Source organism: Rhodococcus sp. X156, assembly GCF_004006015.1.
In the GTDB taxonomy this organism is placed as follows: Bacteria; Actinomycetota; Actinomycetes; order Mycobacteriales; family Mycobacteriaceae; genus X156.
This window is the reverse complement of sequence record NZ_CP034766.1, coordinates 1,202,479-1,228,163: the sequence shown is the minus strand read 5'-3', so window position 1 is coordinate 1,228,163 and position 25,685 is coordinate 1,202,479. Positions and strand designations below refer to the sequence as shown.

The following is a 25,685-nucleotide window of genomic DNA, read 5'->3' as shown; positions in this document are numbered from 1 at the left end:
CTAGCTGGCGAACTGGGTCTTCACCAGGTCGACCAGCTGCTTGGCGCTGTAGTAGTCGAGACGGAAGGAGTTGCCCATCGGGTGGACGGCGCCGCTCTTGACCGCGGCGAGGTTGGCCAGCACCGGGGTGGACTTGAACTGCTTCACGGTCTCGTCGGTGCCCGACATCAGCATGACGGTGTCCCCGGCGACGGCCTTGGACAGGTTCTCCAGGGTCACCCAGGCGACGTCGTCCCGCTTCTGCTCGCTGGTGTCCAGCCCGTCGGGCGCCTGCACCACGGTGAAGCCGAGCGCGGTGTAGAGCTTGGCGTGGGTGCCGGTGGTCTTGGCCACCGCGCTGTCCTTGGCGCCGTTGAAGGCCACGATGCTGGTGGTGCCGGTCGGAGCCTTGATCTTCGTGGCAGCGTCGGCGACGTAGGCGTTGAACTCGTCGGTCACCTTCTTGGCGCTCTCCTCCTGGCCGGTGGCCGCGCCCAGCTGGGTGGCCAGGTCCTGCCAGGTCTTGTCGCCGTAGTTCACGACCACGGTGGGGGCGATCGCGCTGAGCTCCTTGTACTGCGGCAGCACGCTGTCCGCGCCGCTGGTGGAGACCACGATCAGGTCCGGCTTGGCCGCGATGACCGACTCGATGTCCAGCGCCAGGTTCGGGTACAGCACCGTGACGCCGCGCTCGTCGGCCACGCTGGCCCACTGGGTGAAGAAGCCCTTGCCGTCGGTGGTGGGGCCGGGCTTGGTGGCCGCGCTCGCGGTGACCGGGGCGCCGATGGCCAGCAGGGTGCCGGTGACGCTCACCGACGTGGAGACGATGTTCTTGGGCTTGGCCGGGATGGTGGTCTCCCCCGCCTCGTGCGTGACCGTGCGGGGCCAGGTCCCGTCGGAGGAGGACGACGCCTCGTTGGCCGTCCCCGAGCTGGGGCTGTCGCTGCTGCTGCAGCCGACCAGCAGGACGATCGCGGCCGCCAGCAGGGCCACCAACGAGAGTGGCTTGGATCGGAAGGTCACGGAGGCTCTCCTGTCGCGGTAGGACACGGCATCTGCCGGCGCGCCGAACTTAGCCTAGGCTAACTTAAGTAGCAAGCCCCAGAAGTGTCGTGCCCCTGTGATTCCCGCGATCACGCGACGGCGGTCCCGGCCGTCCCGTTCGGACAGTCACCACCCGATATCCCCGGGTAGCGACGCCCCGTCAGCCGGCCCGGGGCGCCAGGGGTGGCACCCACGTCGCGGCGAAGCCGTAGGCCTTGGCCGCGGCCGCCACGTCAGGAAAGCCGAAGCCCTCCCGACGCACCACCAGCTCACCACCCACCTGGTACATCGCCAGCGTGGCCACGGTGGGCACGTGCGTCTCGTGCACCGACTCCACGGTGGACTCGTCGTAGAGGGAGAGCACCGTGGTGGTGGTCGCGGCGGCAGGGTCGAGGCCGTCCACCACCAGCAGCAGCCGGCGCAGCTGGTGCACGTGGCGCAGCCCCACCAGCACCGTGCCGCGGCGCAGCTCCACCAGCGGGCGGCGACCGTGCTCGAGACTCACCCGCACGCCACTGGCCTCCGAGACCACGCCCGAGGTGCCGTCCACCAGCTCCCACACCGCGCACAACCGGCCCTGCGGCACCAGGTCCACCGCCAGCGAGCCGATGGCGCTCTGCCGGCGGTCCAGCACCACCATCGCCGCATCCGGGGTGAGCACCGTGCGACCCCGGACGCGCTCGGCCAGCCGCACCGGCGGCTCGGCGGCAGCGGGTCGGCCCAGCTGCGCGGCGGGGGCCGGCGGACCGTGGCTCAGCGAGAGGGAGCCGACGTCGGGGCGGGCCGGAGCCTGGGCGGCCGGCTGGGCGGCCTGGCCGGGGTGCGGTCGGCGGCGCAGGAAGGCGAGGTCGGGGCGGGGACGGGTGCGGTCGACGGCCACGGCAGCGCCCGCCTCAGATCCGCACGTCGAAGTCGTCCGCCACGCCCTTGAGCCCGGTGGAGTAGCCCTGCCCGATGGCGCGGATCTTCCAGCCACCACGGTGGCGGTACAGCTCGGCGAAGACCATCGCGGTGATCTCGATGCCCGAGCCCTCCTCGATGTCGTAGCGCACCAGCTCCGCCCCGCTGCGGTCGCTGACCCGGATGTAGGCGCTGCGCACGGCACCGAAGTTGCCGGGCTGGCGCAGGTCGGGGTCGGCGTAGACGACGAACACGATCTTGGCGACGTCGGCAGGCACGTTGGCCAGGTCCACCTCGATCTGCTCGACGTCGCCCTCGACGTAGGTCACCGCCCCGTCCGGGGACACCAGCTGGTTGAAGAACACCAGGTGCTCGTCCGACAGCGCAGTGCCGGACTCGCCGCACAGGATGGCTGAGGGCACCAGCTCCACCGCCGGGCCGCGGCTCTGGACCACGTCCCAGCCGAAGCCCACCACCACGGTGCCCAGCGTCGGGATCAGGTCACTGATGGAGGTGTTGCTCCCCCGGATCAGCTTGACCGGCGCCATCCTCACCCCTTCTCGTCGTGCAGCTGTCGAACTGTGGTCGGTATCCGGAAGCGCCGTGCCCCTGCCCTACAGCTCCAGGTCGGAGCGGGTGAACTTGCTGCTCAGGAAGCGGCCCTGCACCTCGAGCTGCTGGGCGTCGTGGGCGTACACCGCCTGGGCGAGGTCACGAATGGCCTGCTCCAGCATCCTCATCTGCTCCAGCAGGTCGTCACCCGGGGTGCGCCCGTCGGGTCGAACCTGCTTGGCGTACTGCGGGTTCAGCGAGAGGTAGGCGTTGATGGTGGTGGGCAGGTAGTCGGTGACCATCGACTCGACGGCGATCTCCTCGTCCATCGTGGGCGGGTTGTGCCGCAGGTGCTCGACGAGCGGGATGAGCACGTCCTCGATGCGCCCCAGCTCGGGCAGCGCCGCCACCGGCAGCACCGCCCCGGCCCCCCGCGCAGTCCAGCTCACCTTGCGCAGCTCGGCCCGCATCCGGTCCGGGAAGGGCTTGGACACAGGTGTCGGCTCGGGCTCCGACGGGGCGTGCTCGTCGGAGCCTCGGCCGAACAGCGAGCGCCACATGTGCCGGCGCTACCGCGGGGTGGGCGAGCTGGCCCGCTCCAGGTACGGCCGGGCCTTGACCAGCTGACCCTCCAGCGCGGTCACCGTCTGCTGCATGCTGCCCACGGCCTCCGCGCGGAAGGTGTCCACCGCGTCCATGGTGGCGAAGACGTCGTCGAAGGCCTGCTGCAGCTTGGCCACGTCGATGCTCGACGACGCCGCCTGGTTCTGGATGTCGGTGGAGTTCTGCTTCAGCATCGCCGCGTTGTTGGCGATCACGTTGCTGGTCACCGTGTTCAGCGCGGTGATCTGGGACAGCACCAGGCGCTGGTTGGTGAGTGCCTCGGCCACGATCACCGCGGTGCGCAGCGCGGACAGGGTGGTAGTGCGCGCCCGCTCCACGCCCTTGATCAGCTCCACGTTGTTCTTCTTCACCATGTCCATGGCCAGGTAGCCCTGGGCGGCCACGGCCAGCTGGGTGAGCACGTCCTGGTGGCGCTGCACCACGGCGAACTGCACCTCGGACTTGAACGCGGTGGCCTTGGACGGGTCGGTGGACTCCAGCTCGTCGGCGCGGCGGCCGACGGCGTCGGAGAGCATGTTCAGCAGGTGGGCGTACTCGGTGAGGTCGCCCATCAGCTTCCAGAGGTTGGCCCGCTCCTGCTCGATGGCCGCGTTGTCCTTGCGCAGCTCGTCCTGCCCGGCCGAGAGCGACTTGGTGATGGCGTCGAGCTGGGACTGGGCGCTGCGGTACTTGTCGAAGTACTTGTCGATGCGCTTGCCCGCGGGGATGAAGCCGAGGATCTTCTTGGTGGGCGTGAGGTCGGCCTGGTTGGGGGTGAGCTCCTCCACCGCGCGGCGCAGGTCGGCGAGGGTCTTGCCCACCTTGGCCTGCGGCGCGGAGCTGCTCTTGCCCTCGGTGCCCGCCAGCGCCGAGGACGGGCGCTCGAGCATCCGGTTGGAGACGTTGGCCGAGGCGCGCAGCTCCTCCGCGCCCACCCGGCTGATCTCGTCCACCTTGGCGGCGAGCTCCGGGCTGTTGGGAGCGAGCGAGTCGAGGTCCTTGACGTAGGCGTCGGCCATCTTCTGCAGCTCGCCCACGCGAGCCTCGGGGATGGGCAGCATCCCCTCGGCCTGCTCGACCTCGACCACCGGGACGGCGGCGGGCGGGGTCAGGCTGAGACTCTTCGAGGCTGCGGGTCCTGTCATGTTCCTGTCTCTTTTCTGCTCGCGTGCCTGCTCCGACAGCGACTGGCTCCGGGGACGCCCGCCTCTGCGCGCGCGCCAAGTCTGCCCCTGACCCTAGATGCTCCGCACCCGACAGTGGTGGCGCGCAAGGCAAAAATGCCGCAATCAGGACACCGATCTGGACGAGCCCCCGGTCAGCCTCGGTCCCGGCGCCAGGTGCCCCCGAGCTCGGGAACCAGCGCCGCACGGGCGAGCTCCGCGAACGCCGCCGGGTGCAGTCCCCCGCTCCCCTCCGGAAGCAGGCCCAGCAGCGGCGCACCGGCCGCCACCGGCAGGTCGTCGACGTTGCACCGCTCGGCGAGGTCGGGCTCGCGAGGCCAGCTGCCCACCAGCACCCCCAGGCACCGAAGATCCCGCGCGGCCAGCGCTTCCGCAGTGAGCGCCGCGGCGTTGAGGGTGCCCAGCCCCGCGGCAGCCACCACCAGCACCGGCACGTCCGGGCCGAGCAGCGCCGCCAGGTCGGCCAGCGTGTTGCCCGCGCCGTCCAGGCGCACCAGCAGCCCGCCGGCGCCCTCCACCAGCACCAGGTCGTGGGTCTGCGCCAGCTTCTGCACCGCCGCGGCCACCACGGCCAGGTCCGGGGCGGCCATCCCGGCGCGGCGTGCAGCGGTGTCCGGCGCCAGCGGCTCCGGGTAGCGGTAGAGCTCGGCGGTGTGCACCGCGGGCACCAGCGCGTGCACCACGTCCACGTCGCCGGGCTCGCCGGGGGCGAGGCCGGTCTGAGCGGGCTTGACCACCGCCACCGTCCGGCCCTGCGCGACCGCAGCCGCCGCCACCGCCGCGGTGGCGATGGTCTTGCCGACGTCGGTACCGGTGCCGCTGACCACCACCACGCTCATGCCGGCACCACCGAGGTGAGCACCTGGTCGAGGACGCTGCGCACCAGGTCCACGTCGTCCTCGCTCAGGGTGGCCCGGGCGGTCAGGCGCAGCCGGCTGGTGCCGGCGGGCACCGACGGCGGGCGGAAGCAGCCCACGTGCAGGCCCAGCTCGCGGCAGCGCTGGGCCGCGGCGTAGGCCACCGCGGGCTCGCCCAGGACCACCGACACCACGGCGGAGGTGGGCACCGGCACACCGGCGGCGGCGGCCAGCTGCCCGGCGCGCACCATCACCCGCGCGGCCCGCTCGGGCTCGGCGCGCAGCACGGCCAGGGCCGCGGCGGCCGCGCCCACCGCGGCGGGGTTGAGGCCGGTGTCGAAGATGAACGTGCGGGCGTTGTCGATCAGGTGCGCCACCACCGGCGCGGCGCCCAGCACGGCGCCGCCCTGGCTGCCCAGCGACTTCGACAGCGTCATGGTGAGCACCACGTCGGGCTCGCCGGCCACGCCCTGCTCCGCGGCCAGCCCGCGGCCACCTGCGCCGCGCACGCCGATCCCGTGCGCCTCGTCCACCACCAGCACCGCCCGGTGCTCGCGGCACACCGCGTGCAGCTCGCGCAGCGGCGCCAGGTCGCCGTCGACGCTGGAGACCGAGTCGCACACCACGATCGCCCGCTCCTCGGTGCGGGTGGCCAGCGCGGCGCGAACCTGCTCGACGTCGTTGTGGGCGGTCACCTGCACCCGGGCGCGGGAGAGCCGGCAGGCATCCACCAGCGAGGCGTGGCTGCCGGCGTCGGAGACCACCAGCGTGCCGGGCCCGCTCAGCGCGGTGACCGCAGCCAGGTTCGCGGTGTAGCCGGAGGAGAAGACCAGCCCCGCCTCGGTGCCGGTGAAGGCGGCGAGGTCGTCCTCGAGGTCGTGGTGGGCGCGGGTGGAGCCGGTGACCAGCCGCGAGCCGGTGGAGCCGGCACCCCAGGTGCGCAGCGCCGCCTCGGCGCCGGCGACCACCCGGGGGTCGCGGGACAGGCCCAGGTAGTCGTTGGAAGCCAGGTCCAGCAGCGCGTTGTCGGCCTCGCGGGGACGCAGCTCACGGCGCACCCCGGCGGCGCGCCGGGCCTGCTCGTGCCCGGCCAGCCAGTGCAGCGACTCGGGCAGGTCAGACGAGGGTTCAGGCTGGTGGGACGGTGACTCGGGCAGCTCCACGGGCAGCCAGACTACGGCGGCGCTCAGGCCCCCGCGGCGGCCACCACGCCGGCAGAGATCCGCGCCACGTCCTCGGGGCTGCTGATGAACGGCGGCATCGTGTAGACGAGGTCGCGGAACGGGCGCAACCACACCCCGGCGTCCACCGCGGCGGCGGTGGCGGCAGCCATGTCCACCAGGTGGTCGAGCTGCACCACCCCGATGGCGCCGAGCACCCGCACGTCGCGCACCCCCGGGAGCTCGGCGGCCGGGGCGAGGCCGGCGCGCAACCCGTCGCCGATGGCCGCCACCTCGCCGCGCCAGTCCCGGGACAGCAGCAGGTCGATGGAGGCCGTCGCCACCGCACACGCCAGCGGGTTGGCCATGAAGGTGGGCCCGTGCATCAGCCCGCCGGCCTCCCCCGCCGAGATGGTCCTGGCCACCTCGGGGGTGCACAGCGTGGCGGCCAGGGTGAGGTATCCCCCGGTCAGCGCCTTGCCCACGCACATCACGTCCGGGGCGATGCCGGCGTGGTCGGCGGCGAAGAGCTCACCGGTGCGGCCGAAGCCGGTGGCGATCTCGTCGAGCACCAGCAGCACGTCGTGGCGGTGGCACAGCTCGCGCAGCACCTGCAGGTAGCGCGGGTCGTGGAAGCGCATGCCGCCCGCGCCCTGCACCACCGGCTCCACGATCACCGCGGCCAGCTCGTCCGCGTGCTCGGCGATCATCGTGGCCAGGTGCGCCACGTAGGCCTCGTCCAGCCCGGCCGCCCCCAGCTCGCTGGGCGGGACGTCGGCGAAGACCTGCGGGGTGAGCACGTCGGTCCACAGCGAGTGCATGCCCCCATCGGGGTCGCACACGCTCATCGGGGTGAAGGTGTCGCCGTGGTAGCCGCCGCGCCAGGTCATCAGCCGGTGCTTGGCCGGCTTGCCCTTGCCGCGCCAGTACTGCAGGCACATCTTCGCGGCCACCTCCACCGACACCGAGCCGGAGTCGGCGAAGAACACGTGCTCCAGCCCGTCCGGGGTGAGGTCCACCAGCCGCTGGGCGAGCTGGGCGGCCGGCTCGTGGGTGAGCCCGCCGAACATGACGTGGCTCATCCGGCCCAGCTGGTCGGTGACCGCGGCGTCCAGCACGGGGTGGCGGTAGCCGTGCACCGCCGCCCACCAGGACGACATCCCGTCGATGACCTCGCGCCCGTCGCCGAGCGTCAGCCGCACCCCCTGCGCCGAGGTCACCACCAGTGGCGCCAGTGGCCCCTCCGCCGCGTCGACGGACTCCGGCCCGGCCGGGCCGAGCGAGACGGCGCCGTAGGGGTGCCAGACGTGGGCGGCGTCGATCGCCAGGATCTCCTCGGGGGTCATGGCACGACGGTAGATCGCGTCACGGTGCTCGTCCCGTCCGGCCACGCACGCTCGTCCCGACCGGCGGGGCGATTCCGGTGGTGCGCCCGGCACTCGGGAGCGCAGAGGCACACTTTGCGTCACTGTGCGTGGTGAAACGCTGTAACTACCGTCACTGCTGTCGACCTGTGTCAGCGCGGCAGCGCCACTAGTGTTTGACCAATGGCCGATGACACCAAGACCACCGCCCCCTCTGTGTGGCCGGGAAGCGCGTATCCCCTGGGCGCGACCTACGACGGCACCGGCACCAACTTCGCGTTGTTCTCCGAGATCGCCGACGGCGTCGAGCTGTGCCTGATCGACGACGACGGCGCCGAGACGCGCATCCCGCTGATCGAGGTGGACGGCTACGTGTGGCACGGCTACCTGCCGTCAGTGCAGCCGGGCCAGCGCTACGGCTACCGGGTGCACGGGCCCTACGACCCGGCGAACGGGCACCGCTGCGACCCCAGCAAGCTGCTGGTGGACCCCTACGCGAAGTCCTTCGACGGCGACTTCGACGGTGACCCGTCGCTGTTCTCCTACAGCTTCGACAACCCGGAGGAGCGCAACACCGACGACTCCCTGGGCCACACCATGACCTCGGTCGTCATCAACCCCTTCTTCGACTGGGGCTACGACCGCGCACCCAAGACGCCCTACCACCAGACGGTGATCTACGAGGCGCACGTCAAGGGCATGACGATGACGCACCCGGACGTGCCCGAGGACCAGCGCGGCACCTACGCCGGCCTGGCGCACCCGGCCATCATCGAGCACCTGAAGAAGCTGGGTGTCACGGCCATCGAGCTGATGCCCGTGCACCAGTTCATGCAGGACCAGACGCTGCTGGACAAGGGTCTGCGCAACTACTGGGGCTACAACAGCTTCGGCTTCCTGGCCCCGCACGCCGAGTACGGCCAGCAGGGCCTGCCGGCCGGCTCGGCCGTCAACGAGTTCAAGGCGATGGTCCGCGACATGCACGAGGCGGGCATCGAGGTGATCCTCGACGTGGTCTACAACCACACCGCCGAGGGCAACCACCAGGGCCCGACCATCAGCTTCCGCGGCATCGACAACGCCGCGTACTACCGCTTGGTCGATGGCGACGAGCAGTTCTACATGGACTACACCGGCACCGGCAACAGCCTCAACGTGCGCCACCCGCACACGCTGCAGCTGATCATGGACTCGCTGCGCTACTGGGTCACCGAGATGCACGTCGACGGCTTCCGCTTCGACCTCGCCTCCACCCTGGCCCGCGAGCTGCACGACGTGGACAAGCTCAGCGCCTTCTTCGACCTCGTCCAGCAGGACCCGGTGGTCAGCCAGGTCAAGCTGATCGCCGAGCCGTGGGACGTCGGCGAGGGTGGCTACCAGGTGGGCAACTTCCCGTCCCTGTGGACGGAGTGGAACGGGAAGTACCGCGACACCGTGCGCGACTACTGGCGGGGCGAGGACTCCACCCTCGGCGAGTTCGCCTCTCGGCTCACCGGCTCGTCGGACCTGTACAAGGAGTCCAGCCGCCGCCCGGGTGCCAGCATCAACTTCGTCATCGCCCACGACGGCTTCACGCTGATGGACCTGGTGTCCTACAACGAGAAGCACAACGAGGCCAACGGCGAGAACTCCCAGGACGGCGAGAGCCACAACCGCTCGTGGAACTGCGGCGCGGAGGGCCCCACCGACGACCCCGAGGTGAACGCGCTGCGGGCGCGCCAGCAGCGCAACGTGCTGGCCACCCTGCTGGTGAGCCAGGGCACCCCGATGATCGCGCACGGCGACGAGATGGGCCGCACGCAGCAGGGCAACAACAACGTCTACTGCCAGGACTCCGAGCTGGCCTGGATGAACTGGGCACTCGCCGAGGAGGGCACCCCGGGCGCTGACCTGGTGGAGTTCACCGCCCGGGCGATCGCCCTGCGCAGCGAGCACCCGGTGTTCCGCCGGCGCCGCTTCTTCGAGGGTCGGCCGCTGCGCTCCGGCGAGGAGGTCCGCGACATCGCCTGGCTCACCCCGCAGGGCCGGGAGATGACCCCGGAGGACTGGGACGCCGGGTTCGGCAAGAGCCTGACCGTGTTCCTCAACGGCGACGGCATCCCCTACCCGGACCAGCGTGGTGAGCGCATCACGGACGACTCGTTCCTGCTGTGCTTCAACGCCCACCACGAGGACCTCGACTTCGTGCTGCCCGACGGCGAGTACGCCGAGGAGTGGACGGTGGAGCTGGACACCGCCACCGCCACCGGCGCCCGCGAGGAGGACACCGTGGTGAAGGCCGGGCTCGCGATCAGCGTGACGGCCCGGTCGCTGCTCGTCCTGCGCAAGACCGCATGAGCGCCCCCACCTCCACCTACCGGCTGCAGCTGCACGCTGCCGGTGACGGGGTCCCCGCGTTCGGCTTCGACGAGGCCATCGCCCAGCTGGACTACCTGCGGCGGCTCGGGGTGGGCGCGGTGTACCTCTCGCCCATCCTGAGCGCGGCCGAGGGTTCCCAGCACGGCTACGACGTCATCGACCCGACCACGGTCTCCGCCGCACTGGGCGGCCCCGAGGGGCTGGCCCGGCTGTCGGCGGCGGCGCGGGAGCGGGGGTTGGGCCTGGTGGTCGACATCGTGCCCAACCACGTGGGGGTGGAGACACCGTCGGAGAACGCGTGGTGGTGGGACGTGCTCCGCCATGGTCGCGACTCCGCCTACGCCAGCTACTTCGACATCGACTGGGCACCGGACAACGGCTGCAACGGGCGCATCGCGCTGCCCGTGCTGGGCTCGGCCACCGACGTCGAGGCGCTGGAGGTCGTCGGTGCCGGCGACGACGCCGAGCTGGGCTTCTACGAGCACCGCTTCCCCGTCGCCCCGGGCACGCTCGGGGGCACCGCCCAGGAGGTGCACGACCGGCAGGCCTACCAGCTGGTGCCGTGGCGCTCCGGGCTGGTGGGCTACCGCCGGTTCTTCCACGTCAACGGCCTCGCCGCGCTGCGCATGGAGGACGAGACCGTCTTCGACGCCACCCACGCGGAGATCCGCCGGTGGGCCCAGGACGGCGTGGTGGACGGGATCCGGGTGGACCACCCGGACGGCCTGGCCGACCCGGCCGGCTACCTGGCCCGGCTGCGCGGGGCCATCGGCGACGACCGCTGGCTGGTGATCGAGAAGATCCTGGCGCCGGACGAGGCGCTGGACACCAGCCTGCCGGCAGACGGCACCACCGGGTATGACGCGCTGCGCGAGGTGGGCGGGGTGTTCGTCGACCCGTCCGGCGCGGAGCCGCTGAGCGCCATCGCGGTGCAGCGCACCGGTGCCGCCGGCGACGCCGAGCAGCTGCACGCGACCGAGCACGAGCTGAAGCTGGGCGTGGCCCGTGCGGGCCTGCGCCCGGAGCTGGAGCGCTGCGTGCGGGCCATCGAGGCCGGCGACGCGGCGCACGACCAGCTGGTGGACGCCGTGGTGGAGCTGGTGGCGGCGGTGCCGGTGTACCGGGCCGACTACCCGTCCCTGGCCGGGATGCTGCCCGCCGTGGTGGCGCAGGTGAGCGTCGCCCGGCCGGAGCTCTCGGCTGCGCTGTCCCGGGTGAGCGCTGCCCTGGTCGCGGGCGGCGAGGCGGCCACCCGCTTCCAGCAGGTGTGCGGGGCCGTCACCGCCAAGGGCGTGGAGGACTGCCTGTTCTACCGCACCAACCGGCTGGTGAGCCTGCAGGAGGTGGGCGGTGACCCTGGCCGCTTCGGCGTGAGCCCGGCGGAGATGCACCTGGCCTTCGCCGAGCGCGCCACCCTGTGGCCCGCGGCGATGACCACGCTGAGCACCCACGACACCAAGCGCGGCGAGGACGTCCGGTCTCGCATCGCGGTGCTCTCGGAGGTGCCGCAGCTGTGGGCGCAGGCCCTGGAGCGCTGGGAGGAGGTCGCCCCCTCCCCCGACGGTGGAATGGGCTCGTTCCTGTGGCAGAACATCTTCGGGGTGTGGCCCGCGGACGGTCGCACCGCCGCGGACGTCCCGCAGCTGCGGGAGCGGTTGCACGCCTACGCGGAGAAGGCCGCCCGCGAGGCGGGTACCCGCACGGAGTGGAACGAGGTCGACGAAGAGTTCGAGCAGGCCATGCACACCTGGATCGACCAGGTGCTGGACGGTCCCGTCGCCGCCTCGATGGGCCAGCTGGTGGCCGACCTGGCTCCCCGCGGGTGGTCGAACTCGCTGGGCCAGAAGCTGCTGCAGCTGGCCGGGCCGGGCGTGCCCGACGTCTACCAGGGCACCGAGCTGTGGGAGGACTCCCTGGTCGACCCGGACAACCGCCGCGAGGTGGACTACGACCGACGCACCAAGCTGCTGTCCACCTTGGACACGGTGCCACCGGTCGATCCCTCCGGGGCGGCCAAGCTGTTGGTGGTGAGCAAGACGCTCAGCCTGCGGCGGGAGCGGCCGGAGTCCTTCGTCGGCGGCACCTACGCACCCGTGCTCGCCGAGGGTGAGCAGGCCGAGCACCTGGTGGGCTTCTCCCGCGGGCCGCAGGGCGACGCGGCTGACGTCCTCGCGCTGGCGACCCGGTTGTCGGTGACCTTGGGCGACTGGGGATCCACCACGGTGGCGCTCCCGACGGGTGAGTGGACCGATCGGCTCACCGGGCAGTCGTACCGGGACAAGCTGTCGCTGGCCGAGGTGTTCGGCCGTCTGCCGGTGGCGCTGTTGGTGCGCAGCTAGCTCGCCTGGTTGCTTGCGCGAACCGCCGTCTCCCGTGCTGGGAGGCGGCGGTTTCTGTCTCTTCGGGATCGTTGCTCGGCAGGGGCGGAAACTGTCGGGCCGGGGCCTAGAACTTGCACATAAGCTCGAGTGGTGCAACGGCGGTGGTTCCCGAGGGGATGGCTGCTGCCCTGGACTCGTTCGCCGCTTCCGTGGCGACGGTGCAGGAGCGCGTTGAGGACACCGGGTTCTCCACCGCGGCGCGGTCGGTCACCGAGGACGGAGTGGCGGATCCGCGTAGCGCCGCCGAGCGCAACCACGCCCTCGCCACCCTCTGCTGCTCTGCCCTCGCCAGCGGTGAGCTATCGATCAACCGCGGGTTACCTGCGACGGGGGTGGTCACCATGGACTGGCAGGCCTCGGGCGAGGCGCCGGAACAGCAGGCACCGCCTCGGGTGGCACCGTGCCCGTCCGGAATCTGCTGCGCATCGCCGCCGACGCGATGTCGTTGCCCTACAGCAGGCCTAGGCCACTGCGGCACCTGTGCCAATGACGCGCACAGTCGCGTACTCCAAAGGGCGCCATGTTCGCCGAGCGCGCGAAATGACGCACGCCCCCGCTCAAGCCCCGGATCGTGTTCATTGGCATGAGCGAGATCGTTCAGACCGTCGGCATGCAGGACGACACAACCGTCCTCGAGGTCGAGCTGCTGTTCGATATCGATCACATGGAGATGCGGTACATCCTGCTTCGTGGGGGACCGCTGCAGCCGTTGTTCGACACCAGCCGAACCGGAACACCATTCAGCACCTGCCGCCGATGCCGACAATCCACCGCCCAGCGATCGCTTCGGCATCGAAGCGCTGCCAGCGTCGCCGCCGGTCCGCATCTCCACCGAGTGAGTTCTCGACCCCTCGGAGCCAACTCCTTCGACCGAGTCGATGCAGGCGATTGTCACCCCCATCCATGACCGTTCGACTCACGATGCTCACCTACAGCGACGAGGCCCACATCCGGCGACTTCGACTCGACCCCACCGAGGAACTTGCTGAACAGATGGCAGAGTTCCGCGAGTTCGGCGGCAGTCCGCACGACGCCACCGACCTCGAGCGGATCAACATGGTTCTCCCACACTGGGGCGTTCAGCCCGACAGCGTCGGGTGGCGTGACCAGGACGGCGGCTGGGTGGTCCCGATACTTAGCGACTTTGCAAGCCTCTGGGTCCCGTGAGCGCCTTCGCGTGCTCATCCAGCACCGGGTTAACTCGCGGACGAACCCCCGGCCTCGATGGCGGCCTCGGCAAGGATCGTTCGAAGGGCATCGGGGCGAACCCAGCCGTGCCGCGAGTGGAGCATCCGATGGCAGTTCGCGCACACGATGATCAGATCTGCGAGCTTCGTCTTCGACTCGCCCGCCTCCGACAGTGGGACGATGTGGTGAGCCTCGGCGTAGCCCTCGCCGAGGGTGCCGTACGTCGTCACGTAGTCAAACTCGCAGATCTCGCACGCAAGACGCCCGGTCGCGTCCAGCACCTGCTTCTTTTTGCGCTTGATGATCTTCGGGTCACGCTCGCGGGCGAGGTGACGCCGGTAGAGGAGGCGTCCCTCCGCGATGCCCGCCTCGCCCTCGACCGCACCGACTGGCAGGTCCACTTCGGTCCCGGGGGTGACGCCCTTACGCAGGAGCTCGGCGATGGCGTGCAGCTTCACCCGGTCGTCGGTGTAGGTCTGCCACACGAGCTGGTCGCCTGCGCCTCCGGCGTCGAGGCCCCGTCCCGCGTGCGCAGGGTCGATAGCCGCGAAGTTCGCCAGCTTCATCGCAACGCCGTTGACGTTCCGGAACCGGTCTCGATCCGGGCGGTCTGTGTGGAGAGGCAAGTCGTTCAAGATGCTGCTCAGCGCGACGACCTCGGGGTGCTCGCTGCCAACCGGGCCCTCCCGCACGTAGAGGTCCATCGCGAGGATGAGCTCGTCCTGGGCCCACGTCGGATTCCGGCGAGGGCGAGCCTCGATGTGGTTCGGTCCGTTGTCTGCCATGCGCAATCGTCGCCTAGAGCCTCACGTCACGGCGGTGATCTTGGGCGATGAACTCGTTGCCGGCATCGGTGCTTGCGCCACAGCGCCGCGCCGATGAGGCCGATCGTTGCAGAGACGAGTGGGAGCGAGACGAAGACCAAAGCTCACGAAGCGAAGAGGAGCCACCGAGACAGGATATCGTCTTGTCGTGCGCGCTGCTCGGGGGGGTAAAGCGTCCAGGACATCCCGCGAGCCCCCTCGCACGTCACGGCCGGCGCTGACCTGCAGAACGGTTTGCTGATGTGTTCGACATCCTCGCTGGGCGCTCGAGCAGGATAATCGCTTTCGCCATGGTGGCCACTCTTGATCGGGGAGCGCGCCCGCCGGATGAGGAACTCGCTATCAGCGAAGTCCTCGGACTACCGATTACTGATCACCGTAGAATCCGCCAATCAATGCCAGAGCAATCGGATGCCAGCACTCGCATGCTCCGGTGCCGCCTCGCGGGCGTAGTCCTCTGAGGCTGCCCGATACAGGCAGTCAACACCGTAGCGGTGCAGCAAACGGACGCTTCGGTCGTCAGGTCGGGTCGGGAAGAGAGCGGTTAGAACGGCTGGCGGACTAGCGAGCGCGGGTGCGTAGTCCAGGAGCTGCGCGAGCGCCGCTCTGACGTGACCGTGGTCAGCGAGGCTCTTAGCCTCGACGAGTTCTTGATGGTCGGGCCATTCGATGCACAGGTCGGTCATGCCTGCAGTGACCAGCTGGCGGCCATACGTTACTCGCGAGGGCAGTGTTGCAGCGAAGGCAGCCACGAGCATGCTCTCGCCCCGCCTCATGACGCCGGCCGCACGAGCCGTCACTGGGATCGTGCCGTCGAAAGCGGGCTCGATCGGTCGCAGCGGACTGTCAGGCGGAACCTCACCCTCGAGGCTCTCCGCTAGAGCTGCGTCCGCCATCATGTAGTCGGCGCCGACATCGAGGTGGAGGGCCTCGACTAGTAGGTCGCCCCGGCCATCGCGGTCATAGACGGCCATGCCCTGGAAGTGATTGGTCGGCTTCAGCCCCAGTGGTGCGTTGATGTCGGCGTAGGGGATCGCAGTCTTGTGGAACCGGGCGAGGCTGTAGATGTGCTGGTATGTGCCTTTACCCTCGGTCTCCCGCCAGACCTTTCGAGCGAAGACTGGATTCTCGAAGCGGTACCCCACCACGCCGACTCCCCAGCCCGATCCTTGGCCAGTGAAAATAACCGCGTCGCCTTCGAACACGCGGGAAATGAGCGCCTTGTTTTGGTCGTAGGTGCCCCAGAAGTGGGCCTCTCCGCTGGGGTGGCGTAGCAGCAACTCGGTCCGCTCTGTCTCAGTGAGGAGGCTGGCGATGGCCGGGTCTATGAAGCGCACTGTCTTTTCCAGGGACCGCTTGAGGTTCACCCGTCCGTCCGCGTTCCCGCGAGAGGGGTGGATGAGGACTGTGACCACGTTCGACTCCTAGCGGAAAGACCTTCGTAGCAACGGCTTTGGAGGAACCTAGCCTCAAACCTCGCTCGCCCGCCACTGCCCGGGGTGGGCGGGTTGCGCGGTGCTCTCGAAGCCGGACTAGGCGCTGGCGAACCAGCCGTAGCGGGGCCGCCGCCGGTCGAGCACGAAACCTTGCAGAGCGCGGCGCGTGAAGTGTCGTAGACCCGGACCTGCGTATGCCGGGTGACGTACGGGACCGGCTGACTCTCGTCGGACACGCGGGCAGTGACCCGCGCCACCCGCTTACTTGAACGCCGCTTGTCCCACGGCGACGACAGATACCCGCAGGCAGCACAGCCAAACTCCGGCTGAGACCCTTATGATCCACGCATGCCGTCAATCGAGTTCGTCTTCAACTACAGCCCAGGCAAACTGGAAGAGTTCATCAAAAAGCTTCAGTCCGTCGGCACACCCGAGAAGATGACGACTGACTTTCCTAAGTCGATCGGCTTCGGCTCGTCGCACGCGCGAAGCTTTCCCACCGTGTTGAAGTACGCAGGGTTGCTAGATTCTTCTGGTCAACCGAACGACGCTTACAAGAAAGGTCTTCGCGGTGGGCAGCCTGGGCGACGCTTGGTTGGGAAGGCAATCGCGAAGGCGTACAAGCCGTTGTTTGATGTGTACCCGCAGGCAGATAGCCAGACGGACTCCGACCTTGTTACGGTCGTCAAGAGTAATTCAGACTTGAATGACGAGAAGGCCGGACTGGTCGTCAAGACGTTCAAGGTGCTCTGCAAATTCGGCGACTTCGGAACTGCCAACGCTGAACACGACGAGTTGCCCGGCAGCGATGCCAAGGGTGCGGATGACGAGGCTCTGCAGCGCCGTCATCCGCGCAACGGCAACTCTGGCAGTGTTGTGATAAATGTGAACATCGCCTTGTCAGTTGATGCCACAAGCGATCCGGCCGTCTACGACGCATTTTTCGCCGCAATGGCGAATCACCTCGGCGGCCTGACGGATGGCAGCTAGAACTCCGCGCGAGGTCGCCGACTGGGCGGCCAACGCGCAGGTCGAGCTGAGCAAGCTCCTGGCGAAGCGCGAGGGCTCGACGCATCGCGTGATGACGTTGACCGAGTCTTACGGGAAGTTGACCCAGCTCAACATAAAGCAGGACAGTTTGTTTCGCGAGGCCCTTCAGTGCGCTGAGCACGGACTCTATCGATCAGCGCACGTGACGTCGTTCGCTGCGTTGATGGATTTTGTGCACGAGTGGATTGCGGCCGACCCGAATCGATTAACGGCAATCCAGGCCCAATACCCGCAGTGGAAGATCACACAGGCGTCCGACTTCCGAGAGCAGAAGGACTACACGCTTTTCGAAGTTCTGAAGAAGCAGGGTTTGATTACCAATGCGATGACAAAAGCGTTGCAAGGACTTCTTGCCAAGCGCAACGAGTGCGCACATCCCGGCGATTACGAGCCGAGCATCAACGACACCCTGGGTTACCTCGACGAGATGATGAAGCGAATCGCCACACTGCTGCACTAGGCGGCGGTCGCAGCAGACCGGCGGTGGGGCGGGTCGACTACCAGCGGGGGCCATGCCTGTGGCAATCAGGCAGACGGTGCCTCAATCGTTCTGTCGGGACTTGGCACTGGTCTGTCCGTTCGACCACCGCCTTATACCCACGAAGGCATCACCGTCCGCATCGGCACCCACGGCCGCGTCGAGTGGATCCCACCCCTCCACCTCGACCCTGAACAAGCACCTAGGGTGAATTCACTTCACCATCCGTCCGACCTGTGCGACCCCAACCCGCCGTGAGGTGTTCCGGTCAGCTCGCCGGCTGCGGGACGATCGGGTCCAGCAGCCAGTTCAGCCGCGTGTTGAGCAGCGGCAGCACCAGATGGCACGCCGGTGACTGCGCGGTCGACGGGTCCAGCGCGTTGCGCACCAGGCGCAGGGTGATGTCGTCGTAGACCACCGTGGCGTGGTCGGCAAAGCTCTGCGGGCACACCGACTGGGTATCCACATTGGGCCCGCGGGCAGCGCGGCCTCCGCCATGGTGACCAGCCCGTCGTAGCGAGAGTTGATGGTCACGTACTGCACCTGCGGCCGCGTCATCCCTCCGACCGCCACCTCCTGCATGAACGGCGAGCCCGCCGTGTAGTCCATCGCCGCGGCACCGAAGAGCCCCCACCAGGGCGTTGAGGAAGACGTTCTCCGCGAAGAACGGCAGCAGCCCGTAGACCCGTACCCCGTTGCTGGGCGGAGCGACACCCACCGTCGTCCCCACCTTGTCCGCGCCGCCGGCCCGGTTGATGTAGTACAGCGGCAGCAGACCACCCTGTGAGTGCCCCACCAGGTCGACCACGTGCCCGCGCCCGTCACCGCGAGCACATGGTCGACGAACTGCCCCAGCTGCAGACCCGACGCGCGCATGTTGCCCAGCTGCTGGATGGGGCTGCCCTCGGCGCTCCCGTAGTTCAGGCCGAACACGCAATACCCGTCGGCCTTGAGCTGCGGGGAGTACATCGCCCAGTTGGCGTAGCGGTTCTCGAAGGTGCCGTTGACCAGCACCACCGGGTTGGGGTGCTCCGGGGTGGGCTTGCACGACCAGTCGTTCATCCCCTGCGGCACCGCGTCGGGGTGCAGCAGCGAGTAGAGACTGCCGAGAGCAGGTTGTCCTGCAGCGGGCCGACGTGTGTCGGATCCCCTGTGGCGCTCGGGCTCAGCCCTGCCACCGGCCCCCGGAAACTCAAGTGAACGATGATTCTCACTGAGCAGTGAAGCAGCGAAGTGCCCCTGGGCCGGATCGCGGACACAGACCCGCAGGTAGAGCGCTAGGCGCGCAGCGACACCGGCAGGTTCTTGATGCCGTTGATGAACGACGAGCGCAGCCGCGGTGGCTCCCCCACCACCTGCAGGTGCGGCACCTGCGCGAACAGCGTCCGGAAGGTCACCGCGATCTCGCGCCGGGCCAGGTTGGCCCCCAGGCAGAAGTGCGGGCCCCGGCCGCCGAAGCCCAGGTGCGGGTTGGGGCTGCGACCGAGGTCCAGCGTGTACGGGTCGGCGAAGACGTCCTCGTCGCGGTTGGCCGAGCTGTAGAACAGCAGGAACTTGTCGCCAGCGCGGAACTGCCGCCCGCTCAGCTCCACGTCCCGGGTGGCGGTGCGGCGCATCCAGATCACCGGGGTGGCCCACCGGACGATCTCCTCCACCGCGGTCTTGGTCAGCCCCGGGTCAGCCATCCACCGGTCACGCTGGTCGGGGAACTCGCTCAGCGCCAGCACACCCTGGCTGATGGCCGTGCGGGTGGTCTCGTTGCCCGCCACGCACAGCAGGATGAAGAACGACGCGATCTCCTGGTGGGTCAGGCGCTCGCCGTCCACCTCGGCGTGCACCAACGCCGACGTCAGGTCCTGGGTGGGCGTCTCCGCCCGCTCGGCCGCCAGCCGGGTCATCAGCCCCGCCAGCTCGCCACCGGCCTCCAGCGAGATCCGCACCGCCTCGTTCTCGTCGGCGATGAACTCCGGGTCGCCGCCAGAGAGAATGATGTTGGTGCACCGCAGCACCAGCTCGTGCTCCGTCTCCGGCACACCCATCATGTCGCAGATGACCCGCAGCGGCAGCGGCGCTGCCACCTCCGCCACCAGGTCGAAGGTGCCGTCCCCGTCCTCGGCCAGCCGGCGCGCCCTGGCCACCAGCTCGGTGGCCAGCACCTCCACGCTGTCCATCACCGACTCCAGCATCTTGGGCGTGAACGCTCGTGCCACGATGCGTCGGATCTTGGCGTGGCGGGGGTCGTCCATGCTGATCACCGAGCCGTAGAACTCCGTCAGCTCGGCGGGCATGTCCGCGATGGAGATCGCCCCCTGGCCGGAGCAGAACACCGCCGGCTGCGAGCTGATCGCGTCCACGTCGGCGTGCCGGGTGACGGCGTAATAGCCCGGCCCCTCGGGGATGAACGGGACCACCGGCTCGGCGTGGAAGGAGAACGGCGCCTGCCTGCGCAGCAGCGCGAAGGCCGCCTCCCGCTCCGCCGGGGGCCGACCCCAGAACTCCTGGTCGGAGAGGTCGATGTCGGTCGGCGTCGTCCACGTCACGGTCACCGGGACGTCCCTTCGTCTGGCGAACCTGTTGCCGATCCGGACGGATCATGCGGTTGGCTGCGCACGCTACGAGGGTGCGACACCAGCGTCAACGGCACCGCGCCGGTGGACTACACCAGCGTCCGGGACGAGTGCAACGTGTTCCAGGCAACAGGTAGTACGTTCACGTCAACCGGCCCCGACGCCTGAGGAGATCGCCCATGGACTTCGACGACACCCCGGACGAGGCGGCGTGGCGCGAGAGCGTGCGCAGCTTCATCACCGCCCACCGCGACGAGCTGGGGCACCGCGGCGCCCGCAACGGCCGTGACGACGTCCCCGCGGCCAAGGCCTCCCAGGCGTGCATGTTCGACGGCGGCTTCGTCGGCGTCACCTGGCCGGTGGAGTACGGCGGCCAGGGCGGCACCCCCATGCAGCAGGCCATCGTGGACCAGGAGATGGCCCGCGCCGGGGTCCCCTCGCTGATCAACCTCATCGGCATCGGCATGTGCGGACCCACCGTCATCGCCCATGGCAGCGACGACCAGAAGCAGCGCTACCTGCAGCGCCTGCTGCGCAGCGACGACATCTGGTGCCAGCTGTTCAGCGAGCCCGCCTCCGGCAGCGACCTGGCTGCCCTGCGCACCAAGGCCGTGCAGGACGACAACGGCGACTGGCACGTCACCGGCCAGAAGGTCTGGACCACCGGCGCCCAGATCGCCGACTACGGCATCCTGCTCACCCGCACCAACCCCGACGTGGCCAAGCACAAGGGCCTGACGATGTTCGTGGTGGACATGCACGCCCCGGGCGTCACCGTCCGCCCGCTGCGCCAGATGAGCGGCGGCGCCGACTTCAACGAGGTCTTCTTCGACGACGTGGTCATCCCGGACAGCGAGCGCCTCGGCGACGTCGACAACGGCTGGCGCGTCGCGCTCACCACCCTGATGAGCGAGCGGCTCTCCCTCGGCGGTGGCGGCACCGACATCGGAGTGGGCATCGACGCGGTCATCGAGCACTCCGCCAACCGGCTCAGCAGCCTCTCCAGCGACCAGCAGGCGCTGGCCCGCCAGGAGCTCGGCCGGGCCTACGTGGCGTCGCTGGGCATCCGCTACACCGGCTACCGCCAGCTCTCCGCGATCAGCCGCGGCGAGTCCCCCGGCCCGGAGGCCAGCGCCGGCAAGCTCGCCGGCACCGTGGCCTCCCGCGCGATGGCCAGCTACGCAGTGCGCCTGCTCGGGCAGGAGGGTGTCTTCGCCCGTACCGCCGACGGCTCCGACACCTGGCAGCACCTGGAGGCGGTGCTGCCCGGCATGGCCATCGCCGGCGGCACCGACCAGGTGCTGCGCAACGTGCTCGGCGAGCGCGTCCTGGGTCTGCCCACCGAGCCGCGCTCGGACAAGAACGCCCCCGTGAAGTCAGCTCCCGCAGGAGGACAGCAGTGAACTTCGACCTCGACGACGACCAGCGGGTGTTCGCCGAGGCGGCCCGTGACTTCTTCACCGGCACCGCCTCCCCCGCCGACGCGCGCAAGAGCCTGGACGGCGACGCCCCGACCGCGCCCGGCCGCCAGGCCATCGCCGACATCGGCTTCTACGGCATCACCGTGCCGGAGGCCGCCGGCGGCGCCGGGCAGAGCGTGCTCGACCTCGCCGTGGTGGCCGAGCAGGCCGGGCGCGTGCTCGCCGGGCCGTCGCTGGTGACCGCCGCCCGGGCGTCCGTGCTGCTGGAGGGCGACGACAAGCGCCTCGCCGGCCTGGCCGACGGCTCGGTCTCCTACGCCGTGGTGGACGCCCCCGGCGCGCCGGCGCTCGACGCCGCCACCGCCACCCGCTTCCTCAGCCGCGACGGCGACGACCTGGTGCTCTCCTCGGGCACCGTCACCGTGGGCGACCCCATCGACCCCACCCGCGGCCTGGGCACCGTGGAGCTCACCGACTCCGAGGTGATCGCCTCCGGCATCGGCGAGCGCTGGGACCGGGCCGAGCGGGTGGCTCGGATCATCCTGGCCGCCGAGGGCCTGGGTGCGGCCGCCCGCGCGGTGGAGATGGGTGTGGCCTACGCCAAGGAGCGCGAGGCCTTCGGCCGCCAGATCGGCTCCTACCAGGCCATCAAGCACATGCTGGTGGACTCCTTCGTGGGGGTGGAGCAGCTGCGCTCGCTGGTGTGGTGGGCGGCGTGGACGGCTGACGAGTCAGCCGCCGAGCTGCCGCTGGCCGCCGCCTCGGCCAAGGCCTCCGCGGCCGGGGTGCTGGAGCAGGCCGCCGAGACGCTGATCCAGGTGCACGGGGGCATCGGCTTCACCTGGGAGCACGACGCCCACCTGTACTGGCGCCGTGCCAAGGTGGACCGGCTGCTGCTGGGCGACGCCGCCAGCGCCTTCGACGAGGTGGCGCGCCTCGCGCTGGCCTCGGCCCCCACCAACGCCCCGGACCCGGCGCCGGTGGAGCTGGAGCCGACCACCGCCAGCTGAGCCGGACAGGCAGATCCGCGACCCGGGCCGGGAGAGATCACACCGGCCCGGGTCGCGGGCGTCCAGTCCACCCCGCAGAATGAGCACGTGACCGAAACCGCTGCCGCCCAGACCTTTGACGCCTGGCCCTTCGACGTGTGGGCACCCACCCCGCAGTCCGTCCGCGTCGTGGTCGACGGCACCGAGCACCCCATGCAGCGCGACGACGACGGCTGGTGGCACGCCGACGTGGCCGGCGCCGGCCCCGGCAGCCGCTACGGGTTCCTGCTCGACGACGACCCCACCCCCATCCCGGACCCGCGCTCGCCGCGCCAGCCCGAGGGCGTGCACGCGCTGTCCCAGGTGCACCGGCTCGACCCTGCGGCCTGGACCGACGGCCTCTGGGGCGGCCAGCAGCTGGCCGGGGCCTGCCTGTACGAGCTGCACGTGGGCACCTTCACTCCCGAGGGCACCTTCGACGCCGCCATCGCCAAGCTGGACCACCTGGTGGACCTGGGCGTCACCATGGTGGAGCTGATGCCGCTCAACGGCGTCAACGGCACGCACAACTGGGGCTACGACGGCGTGCTCTGGTACACCGTGCACGAGCCCTACGGCGGCCCGGACGGCCTGCAGCGCTTCGTGGACGCCTGTCACCGCCGGGGCCTGGGCGTGGCCGTCGACGTGGTCTACAACCACCTCGGTCCGTCCGGCAACTACCTGGAGCGCTTCGGTCCCTACCTGTCCGAGGCCGGTGGCAACAGCTGGGGCCGCAGCATCAACCTGTCCGGGGCGTCCTCGGGCCAGGTGCGCCGCTACATCATCGACAACGCGCTGCGCTGGATGCGCGAGTTCCACGTGGACGGGCTGCGCCTGGACGCCGTGCACGCGCTGGTGGACGAGTCGGCCATCCACCTGCTGGAGGAGCTGGCGGTGGAGACCGAGGCGCTGTCGACGCACCTGCGCCGCCCGCTCACCCTCATCGCCGAGAGCGACCTCAACGACCCGCGGCTGGTCACTCCCCGCGCCGCCGGCGGCTACGGCCTCACCGCGCAGTGGGACGACGACATCCACCACGCCATCCACGCGGCGGTCAGCGGCGAGCGACAGGGCTACTACGCCGACTTCGGCAGCATGGACTGCCTGGCCAGCACGCTGCAGCACGCCTACTTCCACGCCGCCACGTTCTCCAGCTTCCGCGGCCGGGTGCACGGCCGGGAGGTCGACGTCCGCACCACGCCGGGCTACCGCTTCCTGGCCTACACCTCCGACCACGACCAGGTGGGCAACCGGGCCATCGGCGACCGGCCCTCGGCGTACCTGTCGCACGGGATGCTGGCGGTCAGCGCGGCGCTGGTGCTGTGCTCGCCCTACACGCCGATGCTGTTCATGGGCGAGGAGTGGGGCGCGTCCACCCCGTTCCAGTTCTTCACCTCCCACCCCGAGCCCGAGCTGGGCGAGGCCACCGCGGCTGGGCGCAAGCGCGAGTTCGCCGAGCACGGCTGGGACGCCGAGGAGATCCCCGACCCGCAGGACCCGGAGACCTTCCACCGGTCCACGCTGGACTGGTCGGAGGTGACCGTGGGCCGCCACGCCGAGCTGCTGCAGGTCTACCGCGACCTGCTGGCGCTGCGGCGGGAGCGCCCCGAGCTGAGCGACCCGTGGCTGGCGGACCTGCGGGTCGACTTCGACGAGGACGAGCGCTGGATCGTGCTGCACCGCGGGTCGCTGCGGGTGGCGTGCAACCTCAGCACCAACCCGGTGACCGTGCCGGTGGCCGGGCGCACCCTGCTGGCCTCCACCGCGGTCACCGCGCGGGGGGCGCAGACCGAGCTGGCGCCGGAGTCGTTCGCGATCCTGGCGACCTGAGCGGGCTGACCTGGGGGTTCGCCCCACCGCGCCGGTACCGTGAGTGGGGACCGGTGCTGCCCAGCGCGGAGGTTCCCCATGGCCGAGCGGCGTCCCTACATCCCGGTCAACCCGCTGTTCGCCCGGCCCGGGGAGCGCACGCATGCGCCGCGGTTCCAGCTGGCCGACGACGGGATGATGCCGGAGACGGCCTACCAGGTCGCCCACGACGAGACGATGCTCGACGGCAACGCCCGGCGGAACCTGGCCACCTTCGTCACCACCTGGATGGACGACCACGCGCGCCGGCTCTACGCCGAGACCGTCGACAAGAACATGATCGACAAGGACGAGTACCCCCAGACGGCGGCCATCGAGGAGAGCTGCTGGCGCATCTTGGCCGACCTCTGGCACGCGCCTGACCCGCACGACACCATCGGCACCTCCACCCTGGGCTCCTCGGAGGCCTGCATGCTGGGCGGGCTGGCGCTCAAGCGGCGCTGGCAGCAGGCGCGCCGCGCCGCCGGGAGGTCCACCGAGCGCCCCAACCTGGTGATGAGCTCCGCGGTGCAGGTGTGCTGGGAGAAGTTCTGCAACTACTTCGAGGTGGAGCCCCGGCTCGTGCCCATCACCGAGGAGCACAAGACCCTCGACGGGCACTACCTGGACCAGCACGTGGACGAGAACACCATCGGCGTGGTGGCGATCATGGGGGTCACCTACACCGGCATGTACGAGCCGGTGGCCGAGATCTGCGCCGCCCTGGACGCCCTGCAGGCCCGCACGGGCCTGGACGTGCCGGTGCACGTGGACGGCGCTTCTGGGGCGATGATCGCGCCGTTCCTGCAGCCGGAGCTGGTGTGGGACTTCCGGCTGGAGCGGGTGCACTCCATCAACACCTCCGGGCACAAGTACGGCCTGGTGTACCCCGGGCTGGGCTGGGTGGTGTGGCGCTCGACCGACAAGCTGCCCGAGGACCTCGTCTTCCGGGTCAGCTACCTGGGCGGGCAGATGCCGACCTTCGCGCTGAACTTCTCCCGGCCCGGCGCGCAGGTGGTGCTGCAGCTCTACAACTTCCTGCGGCTGGGGCGCAGCGGCTACACCCAGGTGCAGCAGGCCTCGCAGGACGTGGCCCGGCACCTCGCCGACGGGGTGGGGCGGCTGGATGCCTTCGAGCTGTGGAACGACGGCTCCGACATCCCCGTCTTCGCGTGGCGGCTGCGGTCGGGCCACACCGACAAGTGGAACCTCTACCACCTCGCCGACCGGCTGCGCACCCGTGGCTGGCTGGTGCCGGCATACCCGATGCCCGACGACCTGACCGACCTCACCGTGGAGCGGATCGTGGTGCGCAACGGGCTGAGCATGGACGTGGCCGACCTCCTGCTGGAGGACATCGAGCGGGAGACGCGCTACCTCGACCGGCTCACCGCGCCCATGCCGTCGGCGGCGCAGCACCCGGGGTTCCACCACTAGCGCGAGGCCGCAGGCCACCCCACTCG

At 70.0% G+C, this 25,685-nt stretch carries 22 protein-coding genes; 9 read left to right on the top strand and 13 right to left on the bottom strand.

From position 1 onward, the window contains the following. The 8 genes from fepB to ELX43_RS05795 form a co-directional block, all read right to left on the bottom strand. Positions 1-1,002, bottom strand: a complete 1,002-nt coding sequence (gene fepB, locus ELX43_RS05830; RefSeq protein WP_206518120.1) for a Fe2+-enterobactin ABC transporter substrate-binding protein — start codon at positions 1,000-1,002, stop codon at positions 1-3. Positions 1,003-1,183: 181 nt separating this feature from the next. After that, positions 1,184-1,903 carry a hypothetical protein gene (locus ELX43_RS05825; protein WP_127782542.1) on the bottom strand — a complete coding sequence of 240 codons (720 nt, stop codon included), beginning with the start codon at positions 1,901-1,903 and terminating at the stop codon, positions 1,184-1,186. 13 nt (positions 1,904-1,916) lie between these two features. Then, on the bottom strand, positions 1,917-2,471 hold the full coding sequence (locus ELX43_RS05820) for a TerD family protein (RefSeq protein ID WP_127782541.1): 555 nt from the start codon (positions 2,469-2,471) through the stop codon (positions 1,917-1,919). A 66-nt stretch (positions 2,472-2,537) separates the two neighbouring features. Continuing rightward, a complete protein-coding gene (locus ELX43_RS05815) occupies positions 2,538-3,035 on the bottom strand; it encodes a hypothetical protein (protein ID WP_127782540.1) in 498 nt (165 codons plus the stop codon). Positions 3,036-3,044: 9 nt separating this feature from the next. Continuing rightward, positions 3,045-4,223 carry a toxic anion resistance protein gene (locus ELX43_RS05810; RefSeq protein WP_127782539.1) on the bottom strand — a complete coding sequence of 393 codons (1,179 nt, stop codon included), beginning with the start codon at positions 4,221-4,223 and terminating at the stop codon, positions 3,045-3,047. Between the two features lie 173 nt (positions 4,224-4,396). After that, the gene (gene bioD, locus ELX43_RS05805) at positions 4,397-5,101 is read right to left on the bottom strand and encodes a dethiobiotin synthase (protein WP_127782538.1); all 705 of its coding nucleotides are present in this window, start codon (positions 5,099-5,101) and stop codon (positions 4,397-4,399) included. Further along, positions 5,098-6,234, bottom strand: a complete 1,137-nt coding sequence (locus tag ELX43_RS05800; RefSeq protein WP_127784709.1) for an 8-amino-7-oxononanoate synthase — start codon at positions 6,232-6,234, stop codon at positions 5,098-5,100. Before ELX43_RS05800 ends, bioD begins: the two co-directional genes overlap by 4 nt. 71 nt (positions 6,235-6,305) lie before the next feature. Next, positions 6,306-7,625 carry an adenosylmethionine--8-amino-7-oxononanoate transaminase gene (locus ELX43_RS05795; protein ID WP_206518119.1) on the bottom strand — a complete coding sequence of 440 codons (1,320 nt, stop codon included), beginning with the start codon at positions 7,623-7,625 and terminating at the stop codon, positions 6,306-6,308. A gap of 201 nt (positions 7,626-7,826) precedes the next feature. Here ELX43_RS05795 and glgX point away from each other — a divergent pair, with 201 nt between their 5' ends. Both glgX and treY read left to right on the top strand, forming a co-directional pair. After that, positions 7,827-9,980 carry a glycogen debranching protein GlgX gene (glgX, locus tag ELX43_RS05790; protein WP_127782537.1) on the top strand — a complete coding sequence of 718 codons (2,154 nt, stop codon included), beginning with the start codon at positions 7,827-7,829 and terminating at the stop codon, positions 9,978-9,980. Beyond that, complete coding sequence (gene treY / locus ELX43_RS05785) at positions 9,977-12,340, top strand: malto-oligosyltrehalose synthase (RefSeq protein ID WP_127782536.1); 2,364 nt, start codon at positions 9,977-9,979, stop codon at positions 12,338-12,340. Before glgX ends, treY begins: the two co-directional genes overlap by 4 nt. A gap of 106 nt (positions 12,341-12,446) precedes the next feature. Here treY and ELX43_RS17950 read toward each other — a convergent pair whose 3' ends face one another. After that, positions 12,447-13,214, bottom strand: a complete 768-nt coding sequence (locus ELX43_RS17950) for a hypothetical protein (protein ID WP_241249803.1) — start codon at positions 13,212-13,214, stop codon at positions 12,447-12,449. A gap of 71 nt (positions 13,215-13,285) precedes the next feature. Between ELX43_RS17950 and ELX43_RS05770 the strand changes: the two genes are divergently transcribed. Further along, positions 13,286-13,549, top strand: a complete 264-nt coding sequence (locus ELX43_RS05770; RefSeq protein WP_127782533.1) for a hypothetical protein — start codon at positions 13,286-13,288, stop codon at positions 13,547-13,549. A 29-nt stretch (positions 13,550-13,578) separates the two neighbouring features. Here ELX43_RS05770 and ELX43_RS05765 read toward each other — a convergent pair whose 3' ends face one another. Both ELX43_RS05765 and ELX43_RS05760 read right to left on the bottom strand, forming a co-directional pair. Next, a complete protein-coding gene (locus ELX43_RS05765) occupies positions 13,579-14,355 on the bottom strand; it encodes an HNH endonuclease (RefSeq protein ID WP_127782532.1) in 777 nt (258 codons plus the stop codon). A 431-nt stretch (positions 14,356-14,786) separates the two neighbouring features. Further along, positions 14,787-15,809, bottom strand: a complete 1,023-nt coding sequence (locus tag ELX43_RS05760) for a hypothetical protein (RefSeq protein WP_127782531.1) — start codon at positions 15,807-15,809, stop codon at positions 14,787-14,789. A 369-nt stretch (positions 15,810-16,178) separates the two neighbouring features. On the opposite strand from ELX43_RS05760, the gene ELX43_RS05755 reads away from it, so the two are divergent. Together ELX43_RS05755 and ELX43_RS05750 are read left to right on the top strand one after the other, a co-directional pair. Next, positions 16,179-16,820: a DUF5343 domain-containing protein gene (locus ELX43_RS05755; RefSeq protein ID WP_127782530.1), complete on the top strand. Its 642-nt coding sequence runs from the start codon at positions 16,179-16,181 to the stop codon at positions 16,818-16,820. Beyond that, positions 16,810-17,340 carry a hypothetical protein gene (locus ELX43_RS05750; RefSeq protein WP_127782529.1) on the top strand — a complete coding sequence of 177 codons (531 nt, stop codon included), beginning with the start codon at positions 16,810-16,812 and terminating at the stop codon, positions 17,338-17,340. The genes ELX43_RS05755 and ELX43_RS05750 overlap by 11 nt, the downstream gene beginning before the upstream one ends. Before the next feature lie 286 nt (positions 17,341-17,626). Here the strand turns inward: ELX43_RS05750 and ELX43_RS05745 are convergent, their stop codons facing one another. Together ELX43_RS05745 and ELX43_RS05740 are read right to left on the bottom strand one after the other, a co-directional pair. Continuing rightward, entirely contained in the window at positions 17,627-18,166 is a 540-nt protein-coding gene (locus ELX43_RS05745) for a hypothetical protein (protein ID WP_241249802.1), read from the bottom strand. Between the two features lie 469 nt (positions 18,167-18,635). After that, positions 18,636-19,904 (bottom strand): cytochrome P450, encoded by a 1,269-nt coding sequence (locus ELX43_RS05740; RefSeq protein ID WP_206518118.1) that lies wholly within the window; start codon positions 19,902-19,904, stop codon positions 18,636-18,638. A gap of 200 nt (positions 19,905-20,104) precedes the next feature. On the opposite strand from ELX43_RS05740, the gene ELX43_RS05735 reads away from it, so the two are divergent. The 4 genes from ELX43_RS05735 (at position 20,105) to ELX43_RS05720 (ending at position 25,659) form a co-directional block, all read left to right on the top strand. After that, positions 20,105-21,328, top strand: coding sequence for an acyl-CoA dehydrogenase family protein (locus ELX43_RS05735; RefSeq protein ID WP_127782528.1), 1,224 nt, complete (start codon positions 20,105-20,107; stop codon positions 21,326-21,328). Beyond that, complete coding sequence (locus ELX43_RS05730; RefSeq protein ID WP_127782527.1) at positions 21,325-22,356, top strand: acyl-CoA dehydrogenase family protein; 1,032 nt, start codon at positions 21,325-21,327, stop codon at positions 22,354-22,356. The genes ELX43_RS05735 and ELX43_RS05730 overlap by 4 nt, the downstream gene beginning before the upstream one ends. Positions 22,357-22,443: 87 nt before the next feature. Continuing rightward, positions 22,444-24,204: a malto-oligosyltrehalose trehalohydrolase gene (gene treZ / locus ELX43_RS05725; protein WP_127782526.1), complete on the top strand. Its 1,761-nt coding sequence runs from the start codon at positions 22,444-22,446 to the stop codon at positions 24,202-24,204. Positions 24,205-24,282: 78 nt separating this feature from the next. Continuing rightward, the gene (locus tag ELX43_RS05720) at positions 24,283-25,659 is read left to right on the top strand and encodes a glutamate decarboxylase (protein WP_127782525.1); all 1,377 of its coding nucleotides are present in this window, start codon (positions 24,283-24,285) and stop codon (positions 25,657-25,659) included. Positions 25,660-25,685 lie beyond the last annotated feature (26 nt).

Coding starts and splice junctions, on each gene's coding strand:
- ELX43_RS05735 (WP_127782528.1), top strand. CDS start 20,105: ATGGACTTCGACGACACCCCGGACGAGGCGGCGTGGCGCGAGAGCGTG.
- ELX43_RS05720 (WP_127782525.1), top strand. CDS start 24,283: ATGGCCGAGCGGCGTCCCTACATCCCGGTCAACCCGCTGTTCGCCCGG.
- treY (WP_127782536.1), top strand. CDS start 9,977: ATGAGCGCCCCCACCTCCACCTACCGGCTGCAGCTGCACGCTGCCGGT.
- bioD (WP_127782538.1), bottom strand. CDS start 5,101: ATGAGCGTGGTGGTGGTCAGCGGCACCGGTACCGACGTCGGCAAGACC.
- glgX (WP_127782537.1), top strand. CDS start 7,827: ATGGCCGATGACACCAAGACCACCGCCCCCTCTGTGTGGCCGGGAAGC.
- ELX43_RS05795 (WP_206518119.1), bottom strand. CDS start 7,625: ATGACCCCCGAGGAGATCCTGGCGATCGACGCCGCCCACGTCTGGCAC.
- ELX43_RS05770 (WP_127782533.1), top strand. CDS start 13,286: ATGACCGTTCGACTCACGATGCTCACCTACAGCGACGAGGCCCACATC.
- ELX43_RS05815 (WP_127782540.1), bottom strand. CDS start 3,035: ATGTGGCGCTCGCTGTTCGGCCGAGGCTCCGACGAGCACGCCCCGTCG.
- ELX43_RS05750 (WP_127782529.1), top strand. CDS start 16,810: ATGGCAGCTAGAACTCCGCGCGAGGTCGCCGACTGGGCGGCCAACGCG.
- ELX43_RS05755 (WP_127782530.1), top strand. CDS start 16,179: ATGCCGTCAATCGAGTTCGTCTTCAACTACAGCCCAGGCAAACTGGAA.
- ELX43_RS05820 (WP_127782541.1), bottom strand. CDS start 2,471: ATGGCGCCGGTCAAGCTGATCCGGGGGAGCAACACCTCCATCAGTGAC.
- ELX43_RS05810 (WP_127782539.1), bottom strand. CDS start 4,223: ATGACAGGACCCGCAGCCTCGAAGAGTCTCAGCCTGACCCCGCCCGCC.
- ELX43_RS05765 (WP_127782532.1), bottom strand. CDS start 14,355: ATGGCAGACAACGGACCGAACCACATCGAGGCTCGCCCTCGCCGGAAT.